This window comes from Paenibacillus pasadenensis DSM 19293 (assembly GCF_000422485.1).
GTDB classification, from domain to species: Bacteria; Bacillota; Bacilli; order Paenibacillales; family Paenibacillaceae; genus Paenibacillus_O; species Paenibacillus_O pasadenensis.
This window is the reverse complement of record NZ_KE383847.1, coordinates 379,084-395,056: the sequence shown is the minus strand read 5'-3', so window position 1 is coordinate 395,056 and position 15,973 is coordinate 379,084. Positions and strand designations below refer to the sequence as shown.

The window sequence follows — 15,973 nt, the reverse complement described above, 5'->3', positions numbered from 1 at the left end:
TCAAGCAGGAAGGGGAAGCGGATGGCCGGCACGCGCTGCGGCCGCGAGCGCGATCCGCTCCGCGTGTTTCCCAGGCTTTCCGACCGCTGACCGCTTGCTGCTTATTCGGCTCCGCTCTTCCTGCTCCTCCGGCTCTTGCTCCCCAGCTCCCCAGCTCTCTAGCTCCAGAAGCTTACGACGCCTCAGACGCTTAGAAGCCCTTTTCTCGCTTTTCTTTCAAGCTTACGACTCCTCAGACGCTAAGAATCCCTATTATCGGGATATAGAACCTGGATGGGCCCTCTTTTAGCCGCTAAGCTTCTCACGCGTCGTTATCTCTTGGAAATGGCTGTTTTTCCGCCTGCAACCGTCTGAGTCGTCGTTAGCTTGCTTCAAGCTGTACAGGGACGAGCGGCGCGACGGCAGTCCGGACCCCGTCAGCAAGCGATGGACGCTGCAAGGCTAGGCGCGACAGCAGTCCGGACCCCTTCAGCGAGCGATGGACGCTGCAAGGCTAGGCACGACGGCAGTCCGGACCCCTTCAGCGAGCGATGGACGCTCCAATTCGAGGCGCGACGGCAGTCCGGATCCCCTCAGCGAGCGATGGACGCTCCAATCCGAGGCATGACGGCAGTCCGGACCCCTTCAAAGAAAGCACGGCAGCCGGTCGAGACGGCCCGAATCCGGCGAACAGCAAAAAGGAGCAGGCTCGGCCTGCTCCTTCATCCTATTCGATGCCGCGGCGCGGTTCCGCCGCCAGCAGTCCAGCCTCAAGCCTGCGCCGCCGCAGCGGCGGAGGCTTGGAGCGCGGCGCCGCCGGCAACGGCCGCGGCGACGGCGGCGTCCAGCGCGGACGCCTCCGCAGCCGTCGGCGCGCGGCGGAGATCCTGGAGCTCCAGGATCTCCTGAAGCGCGCGGCTCGCGCCTGCGACCGGCTTGTGGCGCGACGCGTTGCGGCGCAGCCGGTCGCGCAGCGCGCCATGCTCCAGCACCTGGCGCAAGCGCTCCATCAGCTCGCCGCGGCTGCCCGCCTCCAGAGCCGCGCCGAGGCCGGCCAGGTAGGCCGAGTTCTCCTGCTCCTGCCCCGGAATCGGCTTGAACAGGATCATCGGCAGCTCCTGCGCGAGCGCCTCGGAGACGGTCAGTCCGCCCGGCTTGGTCACCATGACGTCGGCCGCCGCCATCAGCTCGTGCACGTACGGCACGTAGCCCGTCACGACGATCCGATGCCCGCCGCAGGCGCCGCGCGTCCGCTCCTCCAGCTGGCGGCGCAGGCGCTCGTTGCGCCCGCATACGATGACGAACTGCGCGCTCGGAAGCCCGCCCTGCTCCTCGACGAGGCGCATGACGCTGCGTCCGATCAGGCCGTCGCCGCCGCCCATGACGAGGATCGTCGGCAGCTGCGGGTCGAGGCCGTGCTTGCGGCGCAGCTCCGCGCGGTCATGGCGCTGGCCGAACTGGCGGCGCACCGGGATGCCCGTGGCCACGACCCGCGACGGCGACACGCCGCTCGCGATGAGCGCCTCGCGGATCGGCTCGGCGCCGACGATGTAGCGGTCCGTGCCGGGATGGATCCAGTAGCTGTGCCGGGCGTAGTCGGTGAGCACGGTGACGGTCGGCACGCGCGTCAGCCGGCTGAGACGCAGGTAGGACATGGCCGCGGCCGCAGCCGGAAACGTGCAGACGACGACCGTCGGCCGCAGCTCCTCGAGCAGCTGGAGCATGCGCTCCGTGCGGAACGTGCGCAGCTGCTTGAACAGCAGCGACAGACGGTTCTCCTCGCGCGTCGCCCGGTAGAGGACGCCGTACACCGACGGCAGCCCCTTGATGCCCTGCATGTAGCAGAACCGTCCGACCGAGTGGAGCTTCGGGTGCGTCCATTTCATGTAGTCCACGATCGTCACCTCGGCGTTCGGGGCGGCTCCCGCGGCCGCCTCCGCGATCGCCCGCGCGGCCTGGTTGTGGCCTTCGCCCAGCGTCCCGGTCAGGACTAGAATTCGATGCTGGCTGCTCGCGTGCACGTACGCTTCCTCCTCTGGCTGCGGCCGCCCTCCCGGGTCTCGTTCCGGGACCAGGAGCGGCTCGCTACGATATACATACGGGACAAGGGCGAAAAATAGTCTGCGCAGCTTTTCCGCCGCCACATGATGTACGAATTTCCCTGAAGAAAAGCTTACCCCGGCGGACCTCGGTCCGCCTTCGGGCCGCAGCCGGTTTTTGGACCTGGACCTAAGGCGGGCTACTCCTCCAGCCGAGGTCCCTCGAAGCGGCGGATCGCCTCGCGCGCCCGCTCGGGAATCGGCGTCGGGCGGCCGCCGGCCGTGTCGATCAGGACGATCGCGCCCCGGCCGGCGGCCTTGAGCTTGCCGTCGACCGTCAGCGCATAGTGGATGTCGATCGACGAGCGGCCGATCCGGGCCGTCTTGACATGCAGGCGCAGCGCGTCCTTGAGATAGATCTGATCCAGGTACTGGCACTCCAGGTCGGCGACGACGGATACGGTTTTCTGGCTGAATAAATCTTCCGTCAGTTCCAAATTCTCGAAGTACTCGATCCTTCCCTGCTCGAAGTACATGAAATAGCTCACATTATTGACATGTCCCAGCATGTCCGTCTCGCAATAGCGGATCTTCAGCGGAATCGAGAAGGAAAAGGAGTCCAGCCAAGCCTGCCGGTCCTCTCCCATGAATGCGCCCTTGCTCATGATGCAGGTCTCCTTTATTCCCGTCGGCGGCCGCCGATCGGTCTTGTCATCAAGCAGGATAGCATGCCGCCGGTGCCGGGCACAACCGGGCGCCCGTCCGCATGGGGCGAGACTGCGGCAGCCATATTAAGAGGATGGGTCCGTCCGAGAAGCCGCCTTCGGACGCCCCCACATCCTCAAGCAGGAGGCGAACGCACCCATGGAAAAGCTCGACCGGCTCGTGCCGGCAACGGAAGGCTTCGGCTTCCGCGTCCGCCAAGGCCAGACGATCCGCGTCACCGACGTGCAAGGCGAGCAGGTCGCCGACTTCGTCGTCTACCGAGCGGACGATCCGTCCGAGCGGATCGACCCGAACGTCACGATGGACGCGCTGCGCAAGATGAAGGTCGTTCCGGGCGACATCCTTTACTCCAACAAATATCGTCCGATCCTGACCGTGCTGCGCGACGACTGCGGCGTGCACGACTTCATCAACGCCGCGTGCCGGCGGGAAATGTACGAGGTGCTGTACGGCAAGAAGGAGCACGCCAGCTGCCATGACAACCTGAGCCGCGCGCTCGCCGCCTACGGCCTGCCGGAGCCCGACCAGCACTACCCGTTCAACCTGTTCATGAACACGGTCATCGGCCCGGACGGCAGCATCGCCGTCAAGCGTCCGACCTCGCGCGCGGGCGACGCGATCGAGCTGCGGGCGGAGGCGGACCTGATCTGCGCCATCTCCGCCTGCCCCTGCTCGGAAAGCGAATGCAACGGATACGTCTGCACGCCGATCCGCGTCGAGGTATTCGGACCGCAGGATGCCTAAGCAGGCATGAGAAAGGACAGCCCCGGAATACAATGAGCTTGACCAGGCAGGCCTGGTCGACTCCGGGGAGGGATGCAAGGTGAATGCTTTCTTGACGTATGTCGTGCTGGGCTTGTCGCTGAGCGCTCCGATCGGGCCGATCAACGCGGCCCAGCTCGACCGCGGAGCCCGCTACGGGTTCCTGCATGCCTGGCTCGTCGGGCTCGGCGCGATGGCGGCGGACGCGCTCTACATGCTGATGATCTACTTCGGCGTCGCCCACTTTCTCGATACCGCCTTCATGCGCACGCTGCTCTGGTCGTTCGGGTTCTTCGTGCTGGTGTACACCGGCATCGAGACGATGCGCTCCTCCTCGCTGCCGCTGGCCGGCCGCGGGACTGCGGACGCGTCGCGCCTGGACTCGCTGCGCTCCGGCTTCCTCATGGCGCTGCTCAACCCGCTGAACATCCTGTTCTGGCTCGGCATCTACGGCTCGATCATCGCCGGCAGCTCCGGGCAAGGCGGGCTGTCGATGCTGCTGCTGCACAGCACCGGCATCTTCGCCGGCATCCTGCTCTGGGACATCGTCATGGCGACGCTGGCCAGCACGCTGCGGCGCTTCGCAAGCAGCCGCCTGCTGCAGGGCATCTCCGGCGCGGCCGGGCTGTCGCTGCTCGTATTCGGGCTGTACTTCGGATGGAAGGCGGTCGTCGAGCTGGCCGCCTGAGCGGGGGCCCCGGGCGTTCCGCCGAAGCTCCGTCGGGAGAGGGCGCCGACACGGAACGCGACAAGCGGCGAAAGCAGCTGAACGACGCGGACGACGCGCGTCGTCCGCGCGTCGTCCGCGCGTCGTCGCCGCTCCGGCATGCGGGCGGACGTACACCTCCCTTCCGCTCCTGTCATACGATGGCAGGATGGAAAAAGGAGGAGCATGGACGCATGGCGACGCTTTACGACAAACGCACCCTCGACGAGACGGGCTCTGCGCTCGAGCCGTGGCAGCAGGCGGCCTGGCGCGAATTCGGCGCCATGATCGCCGACGAAGGCGACACCTACCCCTGCGTTCCCGGACGCCAGGGGTATTTGAGCGGCCAGCTGCGCTACGGCTTCGCCGCCGATCCGCGAACGCCGCAAGCGGCAAACGATCTCGCCTCCCTGCTGGAGCAGTACGGCCCCCTATCGCCCGGCACCGGCAAGTACGCTTCGCTCGCCGTTTTTTTCCATACGCCGCCGGCGATCGCCGGCGTCCCGGTCGAGCGGTTCGAGTCCTGGTTCTGGTCGCTGCTGCGCCGCGCTTCGCTCCGCGACAAGCAGCCTTGGCCCGCGGGGATTCCCCGCGATCCGCATCATCACGAGTGGGAGTTCTGCTACGGCGGCGAGCCGTACTTCGCCTTCTGCGCCACCCCGGCGCATCGGCTCCGTCGCAGCCGTTCGTTCCCGGTCATGCTTGCCGCCTTCCAGCCGCGCTGGGTGTTCCAGGCGATCAACGACTCCACCACGCTCGGACGCAAGATGAAGACGCTCATCCGCTCCCGCCTGGCCGCATACGACGAGGTTCCCGCCCATCCCGCGCTCAAGTGGTACGGTCAATCCGACAATCTCGAGTGGCAGCAATACTTCCTGAGGGATGACGACAGCGCCCTCTCGCGCTGTCCGTTCCTGAGCGGGCGGCTCGGCCGCGCCGAAGAAGCGGAAGCTCCGCCGTCCTCCGGCGCCGGCTCCCCCGCTCCAGGCTCCTCGCCTGCGGAAGCCGCCGCTGCGGAGGACGGCGTCCTCGGACCCGTCCGCCCGTCCGGTCCGGCAGGCCCGATCGCCAAGGTGAGCTCTCTGCCCCCGGCAACACCGTCGTAGCGTGAGCGCCTGCGGGACGCCTCGCCCCGAGAAATGCCCCTTCACACGGCGCCTCCGCCCTCCCGGCCTCCCGGCGAGCGGCGGCGGGCGCGGGCATACTCGCGCAGCCGCTGCTGCCCGGCGGCGGCGCTCCAGCGCCGGTGCATGACGAGCGTCGCGCCGGCCACGGCCGCGGCGATGGCGAGGCTGGCATAAAAGCCGGGACGGCCGGCGGGCTCGGACAGCGCGCCGGACGCGGCGGCGGCCATCAGGCCGATCGCCGTCCAAGCCTTGATCCGCCCCCACGCTCCGGGACGGCCGAGCTTGAGATAAGACAGCGCGATGATCGTCCAGACATAGAGAAGGACGAGCCCTCCCGCCGTCGCCAGATGCTCGAACAGGCTGCGCGGAAGCAGCAGCGCCAGCACGACGGACACGCCCATCCCGGCGGCGTTGACGAGCAGCGCGGCGGCGGGCAGCTTGCGCTTGCCCCAGGTCCGCCCGGCCCAGGCCGGAGCGTCGCCGCCCTCCGCAAGCGTGACGAGCATCGTCGATACGCCGTACAGCGAGGCGACGAGGATGCTGAATCCGGATACGATCAGCACCCCGTTCAGAGCATGCCGCAGCGCCGTCAGGCCAAGTCCGTCCAGAGCCAGGATCAGGGGGCTCGCATCCGGCTTCATCGAGGCTGCCGGCACGAGCAGCATCGCGAGGGCGACCGAGCCGATGTACAGCACGGCGATCAGCGCGAGCATGAAGGCGCCTGCCTTGGGCGCTTCCTCGGGCTTGCGCAGCCCCGCCGCCATGAAGCCCATGACCTCGATGCCGCTGAACGCGTAGAACCCGTACAGCAGCCCTCTCCAGGCGCCGCCCCAGCCCGGCGCAGCCGCCTCCCGCCAGCTGTCCGGAGCTTCCGCGGGAGAGGCCAAGCCGCGCAGCAGCCACCAGGCGCAGACGCCGATGAAGCCGATGACGGCGGCGATCTTGACGACGGCGAACATGTTTTCTGCGGCGTTGATGCCCTTGGAGCCGAGCACGACGACGAGCAGCGCCAGCACGGCGTAGCCGCCGGCGAACGCCCACAGCGGCACGGCGGGCAGCCATGCCTGGCTGAACAGGCCGAGCGCGGTCAGCGTGCCGCCGAGGATGAGCAGCTCGGAGAACCAATAGATCCAGCCGGTGCCGAATGCCGCCCAGCGTCCGTAGGCCTCGCCGGCATAGGTGCGGAACGAGCCTTTGTCCGGATGCTCCGCGGTCATCCGGGCGAGCGCCTCGTAGACGAAATAGGTGGCTAAGGCCACGGCAGCGAATACGGGCAGCGCCAGCCAGCCGCTCGTGCGCGCCGCGATGCCGGAGCCGAGGAAAAAGGCGGTGCCGATCGTGCAGCCCGCTCCGAACAAGGACAGCTGCCACCAAGGCAGTCCTTTTGCTTCCTGCTTCGCCATCTGGATCCCTTCCCTTCCCGGGTAGGGTAGCCGCCCGGCGGCGTTCCTATGCCCGGACCGGCGCCAAAAAGGCCGGAAGCTCGACGTTCCGCTTCCGGCCTTGCTGCCTTGCTGCCGCCTTGCTTCCCATCCGCCCCCGCACGGGCCGAGGCATCGTCCGCTCCCTGGCGCCGAACCGTCGCGCCGCACGGACGGCGCGCCGCCTCAGGCGCGAAGCGCCATCCGCCGCGCCGCGAAGTCGACCAGCTCCCGCATCGGCATCAGCCGGACGAGGGAGTCTCCGATGCGGGCCCGGCTCGCTTGCGGGCAGGCGGCCTCGAACGCTTCGCCGATCACCGTAAAATCGCTGTCGTCGTAAGCGAGCTCCTCGTACTCGACCCAGCGGCGCTCGCCGTCGACGAGCATCGGGGCGCCCTGGCGCATCCAGCTCTTGCCCGGCCATGACGCCCGGTGCTCCGCCAGATGCAGGGACGTGCTGCGGTCGTGGCCGACGCCGAGCAGCAGCACATAGGCCCCTTGCTCGTACAGCCGTCCAAGCGGAGAGGATTCACCGAGGGGAGGGACAAGCGGATGCTCCCCCGCAATTGCCTCGGCGAGCGGCCCGCGCGCGGCGAAGCTCACCTGCGGATGCGCGCTGCGCCGGGTGCCCTCTTGCCGACGGAACGCCTCGACGACCGCTCCCATCGCCCTCGTCGGCGTCAGGTCCGGCCGATACGGCGGCATCTCCTCGCGGATGACCGCCCACCACGATTCCGGCACCGGAGGCCGGCTCCAGTTGGACGGCTCGGAGAGGTCGGCCGTCTGGGTCGGCATGACGAGCGTGCCGGACGGGCCGACCGCCTCCTCCAGCGCTTCGACGACCGCCTGGCTGCCTCCCGCGATCCACCGGCCGAACGATTTCAGCGACGAATGGACGAGCAGCGTCATGCCTTCGCTCACGCCCATGGCCTTCAATTCGTTCCGGATGCCGCTCTTCGTCAGCGGCGGATGCTCCTCCATTTCCATTCGTGTCCCCCTCTTCCGTCCGCTTCAGCTTACCTCGCGGCAGGAAGAAAGGAAAAGGGAAAGAATGGCCTTAGCCGTTCTTGACGCCATTTCGCCGCCATTCCGCCGTCAGCCGGCGGAGCCTCCCGCAGGCGCGAAGGACGAGGCGATCCGCTGCGCCTCGGCGGCCGGCAGAGCGGGCACCTGATACCAGCCGCGGCCGTTCAGGTAGAGGAACGCTTCATACGCCATCTCGATATATTCCGGCACCTGGGCGGACACGACGCGGCGGCAGACCGGATGCACGAGCTCGAGGCTGGTCATCGCCAGCAGCGAGGCCTGGCTTTTGAGCAAGCCCAGCGCGTAGCCCGCGATGCCCTTGTCCGCGAGCTCCGAAGGCTGCGCGATCGGCTTGGCAGGAGCCGCCGGGGACGTCCCGAACTTCACCTGGGGCAGATTCGGGATGAGATAGGCCTGCGTCTCCCGGCGGGGCTTGCGGCTCGTGGAGAAGCTTTCGAGCGTCAGTTCGTACTGCTCCAGCATGAAGCGGTGCTGACGGTCCAGCAGCTGCTTCAGCTCCGGGTCGAGCGCCGCCTCCCGGAACAGCACGAACTGGTCGAGCACGGCGACCATGCCGGCCAGAATCTCCTGCATGTCGCAGCCCTCATGCTGCCCGTGCTGCGAATCGTGCCTCGGACTTTGGTTCATGTCCTTCTCTCCTTTTCGTCGATTTCAGCGGAACAAGCGCCAGGCTCCCATGCTCAAGGCCGCCAGCAAGCCGGCCGCGACCATCGTCCAGCCGAGCGCTCTGGCGCCCCGCTTCTCCCGCTCCATCCGCAGGAACCGATACATCGGCCCGTCTACGGCGATCAGGATCAGGCCCGACCCCATCATCCAAGCCGCCAGCAAGATCAGGGACAGCGATCGGGTCATCAGCATGGCGCACCTCCTAGTTCATCTTCAAGCCTTCGCGGCGGATGTAGACGTTGCATTCGATGTCGAACCGGGCCTTCGCATACAGCCGCTCCCAGTCGCTCTTCTGCGAGACGTGACGGTTCCAGTACCGGGGATATTGGCCTCGCACCGCCTCTCCGAAGCCGAACGGATCCGATTTCAGCTTCTGGGTCGACTGCACGAATTCGATCAGGATCTTCGTCAGCTTCTTCTCCGAGTACTCCTTGATCTTGCGGTAGTCGGAGGCGGTGAATTCGTCGGACTTGTGATCGATCCTCTCTTCGATGCGGGTATCCAGCCTCACCTTGATGCTGATATGGGGGACCCCGTCTTCAATATCGATATCGGTCTCGGTCTGGCGGCGGAACGTATTGAGCATGATCGCCCCGACGTCCGGCACTTGGGCGAAGGAAGAGTAGCCGCCCGGATTCATGCCTTTGATCGCCATGTAGGCGCCGATCTCGATCGGCTCCGTATGGCCGACCATCCGGCCCCCGCTGAACAGGGCGATCCCCTTGAGCAGGATGTTCTCCTTCTGCCGGATGGAAACGTAGGGCAGGAACTCGTCCTGCCCCTTGCTCGACTCCGCGGTCCAGAAGCTGCCGATGTACTCCTTGGGGAACTTGCCCATCTCCATCGACTTCTCGATCATCGACAGCACGTAGAGGCTCGGGACCCGCTCCAGCGGCGGCGCCACGTTCATCAGCCTGGCTGCCTCGATGTCGGAGACGAGCAGCCAGGTGGAGTGGCGCACCTCCGAGTTCCGGCGGAAATAATCGTTCAAGTCCTCCACGCCGTCACGAGCGATCTTCTCGCTGATGACGATGACCCGCAGGTGGATCAGGCTGCGCGGATCGGCGATCTCCTGCTGCAGGTTGTTCAGCGCGTCGTCGATCGAGTACCCCGTGACGCGGACGACCCAGACGGGCATGCCGCCCTCCTTGCCGCCCCCTCCGCTGTCGCTCGGTCCTAGCGGCACCCGCCCCGGAATGGCGATCTGCGCCGTAATCCGGATCTTCTTGCCTTTGACCATCGGAGGCGGGGCCAGATGGGTCGCATGTTCGTCCGCCTCCTCGCCGTCCGCCTCGTCGATCGCCATCCCGAGGATGAGCGCCCGGTCCTCGAGCTCCTGCCGGTCCCAGCAGCCCGCCAGCAGCAGCGCGCCCGCCAGCGCCAGCGCCGCCAGCAGCAGGCTACGCATGGCCCTCCGCCTCCTTGGTCCGCTTGCCGCCTCGCCGGATCAGGGAGAGGAGCAGCAGCAGCGACGGATATCCGGCGAAAAGGATCGCTCCATACAGATTCAGCAGTTCCGACCAACGATACAGCTCGAAAATGTTCAAGGGAAGAAACGCCGCTGCGAAGACGAAGGGCATGCCGAACGTGGCGGTCAGCCTCTGGTCGCGCAGGCCCAGCAGCTCCCTCGTCCCGTACGCGCAGAAATAGTAGGTGGAGTAGACGGAGGTGAAGATGGAGATGACCCAGACGATCAGGAACAGCGCGTCGAGCCGCTGGCCGGAGCCGAGCGAGGCGCTGCGGGCCGTCTCCAGCGTCGGATAGGTCAGCAGCTTGACCTCTTCCGCTCCGAATACGGCGATCGTGGCGATGATGATCGCGGTATACAGGAGCGTCGCCAGCGTGGCGCCGATGGCTGTCGCACGCACCGCCCCGCGGGGCCGCCGCAGGATCGGGCCGAGAAGCGCGATGACGAACGCGATCTGGGAGGCGGCCGCGATCTGCACCAGCTCATCCCCCCAGCGGAGCGGATGATTGCCCAGGATCGGCAGCAGATTGACCGTTTCCGCGTTCTGCATCGACACGGCGACGACGATGATGCCGGGCAGCAGGATCAGCGGCAGGTAAAATTGATGCACGTAGACGAATTTGACCAGATCCCGGCGGCAGGTCAGGCCCGTCAGCAGGATCAGGAACGACACGACGATCTCGATCGGCGTCTTCTGCAGCAGCACCTGCACGACCGCCTCACCGAACTGGCGGGCGGTGATGCCGGTGACGACCAGGAAATAAAGAATCAGCAGCCCGTTGAATACGCGGGCCGGCGCTTTGCCGATCAGCTGCTCGCTGAAGCGGAACAGGCTGCTCCCGGGGTGGCGGCTCATCAGCCAGGCAAGCCCGGCGAGAAAAAGCATGCCGGCCGTCATGCCGGCAAAGGTGAGCAGCGGGGCTCCGCTGTCCACCGCCAGCGCCGCCAAGCGGGGCAGCGTCAGGACGCCGATGCCGAGAATCGAGCTGGCGACGACGGCGCCCAGCTGGAACGATGAAATCGTGGCGCTCTCGCGGCCGGTGTCATTCATGCCGATCCGCCCCCTCTTTGCCTCCATAATGAAGGGTCCGCTCCATCGGAATGCGCGCGGAATCCGGCGGCAGCCGGTCGGAATCCTGCGGATACAGATGGGAGGGCCGCTTGCGCATCCACCAGATCGGCCCGCGCATGAACATGTCCTTCATCCCCTGCCAGCTGCCCGGCACGAACGGCGACAGGTACGGCGCGCCGAACGATTCCAGCGCGAGCATGTGGTTGGCGATGAACAGCACGCCGATCATGACGCCGAACAGCCCGAACGTGCCGCCGAGGATGATGAGCGGGAAGCGCAGCATGCGCAGCGCCGTCGCCGAGTTGTAGGCGGGGGTGGCGAAGGAGCCGATCGTCGTGAGCGCGACGATGACGATCATGATCGGACTGGCGAAGCCGGCGGATACGGCGGCCTGTCCGATGACGAGCACCCCGACGATGCTGAGCGCTCCCCCGATCTGCTGCGGCAGGCGGATCGTCGCTTCCCGCAGCACCTCCATCGACCCCTCGATGATGAGCACCTCGACGAAGGAAGGAAACGGGACTCCCGCCCGTCCCCCGGCGATCGCCACGGCGAAGTCCGTCGGAATCAGCTCCGGATTGAAGGAGATGAGCGAGACATAGAGGGCCGGAAAGATCAGAGAGGAAACCAGCGCGACCAGCCGCACCATCCGGATCAGGCTGCCGATGAGGAACCTTTCCGTGTAGTCGTCGAGCGTCTGGTAGAACTGGGTGAAGAACGTCGGCACGATCAGGGCGAACGGCGAGCCTTCCGTCAGGATCGCCACCCGACCCTCCAGCAGGGCGGCCGCCGTCTTGTCGGGACGCTCCGTGTTCTGGATCTGCGGGAACGGCGAGAACGGCTGGTCCTCGATGAACTGCTCGATGTAGCCGGCGTCGAGAATGGCGTCGGTCTTGATGTGCATCAGCCGCTTCAGGACGTTGTCCACGATGGTCGGATCGGCGATGCTCTTCAGATAGCAGACCGCCGTCCTCGTCTTGCCCCGCTGTCCGAGCGGCGCGAGCTTGATGCACAGATCGGTCGTCTGCAGCCGGTTGCGCAGCAGCGACAGGTTCGTGTCGAGCACCTCGATGTAGCCTTCGCGCGGACCGCGGATGACCTGCTCGGTCTGCGGCTGCTCGATCGCCCTCTTCTCGACCTTCCGCGTCTGCAGCACGATCGCGTCATGGGAGCCGGCGATGCAGAGCAGCGTGCGGCCGGAGGAAAGCGCCTGCAGCATCGGAACGACGTTGGATTCGGCGTAGGCGTTGACCTCGTGGAGCTCCTCGCTGAGCACGATGTCGATCAGGCGCCGGTTCCGGAGCTTTTCCAGCCGGGCGGGGGAAACCTCCGCCATGAGCGGACGCAGGAGCTGCTCGTTGATCACCTGCTTGTCCACCATCGTGTCCAGGAAGATCGCCGCCGCGTCGAATTCGCCGAACAGGCGCAGCTGGCGGATCGAGAGGTCGTCCGTCTCCGCATAGACTTCCTTGACGATCCGCAGCATCTCGTCCAGGCGCGGCGATCCCTTCATCGTTCCGTACTGCTCCAGGACGTCGTCGAGGACGGGGACGGAAGACGGCTTGCGCGCATGCTTGTACTTCTGTTTCCAGCTTCCGGCCATGATGCTCCCCCTTCCTCGCTTGGCAGATTCAGGGTGTATTATGGCCAGGAGCAGAAGGAATTATGTACCTGCGCGCATCCCGAGGCATGCCGAAAAGCCCGCCGGAGAGGGCGGGCCGAAAAGCGTTCGAGGCGGCTTGCCGATGCCCGGCATCCGCAAGCGGAGAGCGGCCGCAGCCCGGCGCCGGCCGGTCAGGAAAGCTCGGCCCAGCGCGGCCACATCTCGACCGGATTGAGCTCGTAGACCTCCTTTTCCCGGAACAGGAACTGATGCATGATGAACTCCCGCCTCAGCGTGGCGAAGTCCGGATGGACCTCGCGGATGAAGGCGTTGATCTCCTTCTCGGGATACTTGCGTCCCGCCTCCAGCTTCTGCGCCAGATGCTCCAGCACGACGAGCTTCTTCTTGAGCTGGGCCGGGATGCTCTTCAGCCTCCCCTCGCGGTCGAAGAAGCTGCGCAGCACGCCGCTCCGGTACTTCTCCAGCTCCTCCCGGCGCGCCTGCTCCCCGGATCGCCTCGATTCGTCCATCTCCGTCTTCGTCTCCTCTCTCTCCGAGCCTCCGCGCGAACGCAGGATCAGCTCCGTCGCGGCGTCCGCGCCATCGCGCAGGAAGTATTCGTTGAGGGAAAAATAGATCGCGTTCTTCTCCCGCCGCTCTCCGATCAGCCCGGCTTCCCGGAGCTTGGCGGCATGATGGGTGATCGTCGCCGGCGCGAGCGACAGCCGCTCGGCCAGCTCCAGGCCGTTGCGCTCTCCGTCCGCCAGCAGGATCAGCATGCGGATGCGGGTCGGATCGGCGAGCGCCTTATGGTAGGCGACGACTTTTTCCAGCTGCATGGCGCTTCCCCCTCAATTAATTAGACATAAATCTAATTAGATCATAATCAAATGTTCATGCCGCGTCAAGAGGAACGGTTGCGGACATGCCCTCGGAGCCGCAGAATAGGAGGAGTGCCGGACCGGAAGCTAGCCGCAGGCGCGCGTCCGCGGCTAGGCGCCGGACCGGAAGAGCATGGTAGGCTTGAAAGGACGAAAGGTCGTGGAGCATGGATTGGTCCAGCAAGATGAACGACGCGGTCGACTGTCTGGAGAGCGGCCTCCGCAGCGAGGTCTCGTATGCCGAGGCGGCGCGCCGGGCCGGCTGTCCGGCCTACCATTTCCAGCGGATGTTCTCCTATCTCGCCGGCATGACGCTGGCCGACTATGTGCGCAGGAGAAGGCTGACGCTGGCGGCGGCCGATCTCCAGGCGGAAGGCGGAAAGGTGATCGACGTCGCGCTGCGCTACGGCTACGAGTCGCCGGAAGCGTTCGCCCGGGCGTTCCGCCAGCAGCATGGCCTCGCGCCGTCGGAGGCGCGGCGGCCCGGGGCTCGTCTGCGGGCCTTCCCCCGCCTCGCCTTTCGATTCGAAGCTCAGGGAGGATCCGACATGAACTACCGGATGGAAAGACTGCCCGCGTTCCGCGCGATTGGAATGGGGGCGAGCGTGCCGACAAGCGAGGCGTTCGCGGAGGTGCCGCAGCTGTGGCAGAAGGCGGCCGCGGAAGGAGCGTTCGCGCGCTTCCTCGAGCTGGGAGAGCCGGGCGGGCGGCCGCCGGGCATCCTCGGCATCTGCGCCGGAGGCAGCTGGGGCCAAGGCGAGCGGTTCGACTACATCCTCGCCTGCGTCTCCCGCGAGACGGCGCCGGAGGGCTGGCGCGAGCTGTCGTTTCCGGCCTCGCAGTGGGCGGTGTTCGAGGCGGCCGGACCTCCGGAGGCGCTGCAGGACGTCTGGAGCCGCTTTTACCGGGAATGGGTGCCCTCCGCCGGCTACGAGCTGGCGGCGCTGCCTGCGGTGGAAGCGTACCTCGCGCCGGAGGAGAACCGCAACGAGCTGTGGATCCCCGTCGTCGGACGGGCGGGCGATTGAGCGGCGGGCGGCTATGACGGGCAGGCTGAGCACGGCGAGCAACAGGCTCATGCCCTATCTAGACTAGCTCAGGAGGGATGCGAAACATGGAAAAGATGACCCAGCAAGCGTTTTTGTTCGACATGGACGGCGTCATCATCGACAGCGAGCCGCTGCACTTCGCCGTCGACATCGAAACGGTCCGCACGCTCGGCGCAGAAATCGACCAGCACGGACTGGAGCCTTACGTGGGCATGACCAACCCGGAAATGTGGAAGCTGCTGCGGGCGCAGTTCGGCTTCGCGCCATCGATCGCCGAGATCATCGAGCTCCAGATGAACCGCAAGCTGGAGGCGCTGGCGGCAAGCGGCCTGACCGCGATGCAAGGCGTCGCGGAGCTGACCGACCGTCTGCTCGCCGCTGGCGTGCGCATCGGCGTCGCCTCGTCCTCGCCGCGCGTCTTCATCGAAGCGGTGCTCGGCCAGTTCGGCCTGCTGGACAAGTTCGGCTGCATCGTAAGCGGCGAAGAGGTGCCGATGGGAAAGCCCGCTCCGGACGTGTACCTGGAGGCGGCCCGCCAGCTCGGCGTCTCGCCGGTCGCCTGCGTCGTGCTGGAGGATTCCCGCAACGGAGTTCGGGCCGCCAAGGCGGCCGGCATGCGCGCGATCGGGCTGCGCAACCCGAACTCCGGCCGGCAGGACCTGTCCGAAGCCGATTGGATCGTCGATTCGGTCGCTGACATTCCGCTCGCAGAGCTCGGGCTTGGCCTGGCGCAAGCGTAAGCGGATCCGGCGCGGTGGTCTGGGCTGCTGCAGAGAAAGGAAAAAGGCTGTTCCTTCCGTCCGCTGGACGGGGAACAGCCTTCTTCATGGATAAGGGCTTCCTTAAGCCCCCTCCGCGTCATTCGCGCAGGAGCTCCGTCGCTTCCTAATGCCGTTTTTGCCTTTAGGGAGTTCGGTTTCCGAGCTACGGCGCTTCCTAATGCCGTTTTTACCTTTAGGGAGTGCGGTTTCCGAGCTCCGGCGCTTCCTAAAGCCGTTTTTGCCTTTAGGGAGTGCGGTTTCCGAGCTACGGCGCTCCCTAATGCCGTTTTTTCCTTTAGGGAGTTCGGTTTCCGAGCTACGGCGCTTCCTAATGCCGTTTTTACCTTTAGGGAGTGCGGTTTCCGAGCTCCGGCGCTTCCTAAAGCCGTTTTTGCCTTTAGGGAGTGCGGTTTCCGAGCTACGGCGCTCCCTAATGCCGTTTTTTCCTTTAGGGAGTTCGGTTTCCGAGCTACGGCGCTTCCTAATGCCGTTTTTACCTTTAGGGAGTGCGGTTTCCGAGCTCCGGCGCTTCCTAAAGCCGTTTTTGCCTTTAGGGAGTGCGGTTTCCGAGCTACGGCGCTCCCTAATGCCGTTTTTTCCTTTAGGGAGTTCGGTTTCCGAGCTACGGCGCTTCCTAATGCCGTTTTTACCTTTAGGGAGTGCGGT

The 15,973-nt window shown here is 66.1% G+C and carries 15 protein-coding genes and 1 pseudogene; 5 read left to right on the top strand and 11 right to left on the bottom strand.

Translation table 11 applies throughout. The annotated features are described in order from the left end of the window. Nucleotides 1–749 precede the first annotated feature (749 nt). Both H582_RS27305 and H582_RS0112495 read right to left on the bottom strand, forming a co-directional pair. Nucleotides 750–2,000, bottom strand: coding sequence for an MGDG synthase family glycosyltransferase (locus H582_RS27305; RefSeq protein ID WP_084137162.1), 1,251 nt, complete (start codon nt 1,998–2,000; stop codon nt 750–752). A 218-nt stretch (nt 2,001–2,218) separates the two neighbouring features. Next, nucleotides 2,219–2,683, bottom strand: a complete 465-nt coding sequence (locus H582_RS0112495) for an acyl-CoA thioesterase (RefSeq protein WP_028598799.1) — start codon at nt 2,681–2,683, stop codon at nt 2,219–2,221. A gap of 199 nt (nt 2,684–2,882) precedes the next feature. Between H582_RS0112495 and H582_RS0112490 the strand changes: the two genes are divergently transcribed. From H582_RS0112490 to H582_RS27300, 3 genes and pseudogenes are all read left to right on the top strand, one after another. Continuing rightward, nucleotides 2,883–3,488: a DUF1989 domain-containing protein gene (locus tag H582_RS0112490; RefSeq protein ID WP_028598798.1), complete on the top strand. Its 606-nt coding sequence runs from the start codon at nt 2,883–2,885 to the stop codon at nt 3,486–3,488. A gap of 79 nt (nt 3,489–3,567) precedes the next feature. Then, a complete protein-coding gene (locus tag H582_RS0112485; protein WP_028598797.1) occupies nt 3,568–4,194 on the top strand; it encodes a LysE family transporter in 627 nt (208 codons plus the stop codon). Between the two features lie 212 nt (nt 4,195–4,406). Beyond that, nucleotides 4,407–5,126, top strand: a pseudogene (locus tag H582_RS27300) (YqcI/YcgG family protein); the annotation flags it as partial. Nucleotides 5,127–5,359: 233 nt separating this feature from the next. Here H582_RS27300 and H582_RS27295 read toward each other — a convergent pair. From H582_RS27295 to H582_RS0112440, 8 genes are all read right to left on the bottom strand, one after another. Then, nucleotides 5,360–6,742: an amino acid permease gene (locus H582_RS27295; protein WP_052333187.1), complete on the bottom strand. Its 1,383-nt coding sequence runs from the start codon at nt 6,740–6,742 to the stop codon at nt 5,360–5,362. A gap of 204 nt (nt 6,743–6,946) precedes the next feature. Beyond that, complete coding sequence (locus H582_RS0112470) at nt 6,947–7,747, bottom strand: AAC(3) family N-acetyltransferase (protein ID WP_028598796.1); 801 nt, start codon at nt 7,745–7,747, stop codon at nt 6,947–6,949. A gap of 108 nt (nt 7,748–7,855) precedes the next feature. After that, nucleotides 7,856–8,434, bottom strand: coding sequence for a spore coat protein (locus tag H582_RS27290; protein ID WP_052333186.1), 579 nt, complete (start codon nt 8,432–8,434; stop codon nt 7,856–7,858). A 24-nt stretch (nt 8,435–8,458) separates the two neighbouring features. Beyond that, the gene (locus H582_RS0112460; RefSeq protein WP_028598795.1) at nt 8,459–8,665 is read right to left on the bottom strand and encodes a CLC_0170 family protein; all 207 of its coding nucleotides are present in this window, start codon (nt 8,663–8,665) and stop codon (nt 8,459–8,461) included. Nucleotides 8,666–8,675: 10 nt separating this feature from the next. Then, entirely contained in the window at nt 8,676–9,881 is a 1,206-nt protein-coding gene (locus tag H582_RS0112455) for a Ger(x)C family spore germination protein (RefSeq protein ID WP_043111229.1), read from the bottom strand. Then, nucleotides 9,874–10,992, bottom strand: coding sequence for a GerAB/ArcD/ProY family transporter (locus H582_RS0112450; protein WP_028598793.1), 1,119 nt, complete (start codon nt 10,990–10,992; stop codon nt 9,874–9,876). Before H582_RS0112450 ends, H582_RS0112455 begins: the two co-directional genes overlap by 8 nt. Next, nucleotides 10,985–12,616, bottom strand: coding sequence for a spore germination protein (locus H582_RS27285; RefSeq protein ID WP_240479012.1), 1,632 nt, complete (start codon nt 12,614–12,616; stop codon nt 10,985–10,987). Before H582_RS27285 ends, H582_RS0112450 begins: the two co-directional genes overlap by 8 nt. Before the next feature lie 191 nt (nt 12,617–12,807). Then, nucleotides 12,808–13,455, bottom strand: a complete 648-nt coding sequence (locus H582_RS0112440) for a DUF2087 domain-containing protein (RefSeq protein WP_028598792.1) — start codon at nt 13,453–13,455, stop codon at nt 12,808–12,810. Between the two features lie 209 nt (nt 13,456–13,664). Here H582_RS0112440 and H582_RS0112435 point away from each other — a divergent pair, with 209 nt between their 5' ends. Both H582_RS0112435 and H582_RS0112430 read left to right on the top strand, forming a co-directional pair. Further along, complete coding sequence (locus H582_RS0112435) at nt 13,665–14,525, top strand: AraC family transcriptional regulator (RefSeq protein ID WP_028598791.1); 861 nt, start codon at nt 13,665–13,667, stop codon at nt 14,523–14,525. An 86-nt stretch (nt 14,526–14,611) separates the two neighbouring features. Next, complete coding sequence (locus tag H582_RS0112430; protein ID WP_028598790.1) at nt 14,612–15,286, top strand: HAD family hydrolase; 675 nt, start codon at nt 14,612–14,614, stop codon at nt 15,284–15,286. Between the two features lie 102 nt (nt 15,287–15,388). On the opposite strand, the gene H582_RS33400 is transcribed toward H582_RS0112430, so the two are convergent. Next, a partial coding sequence (locus H582_RS33400; protein WP_205621422.1) for a hypothetical protein occupies nt 15,389–15,973 on the bottom strand: 585 nt, incomplete at its 5' end.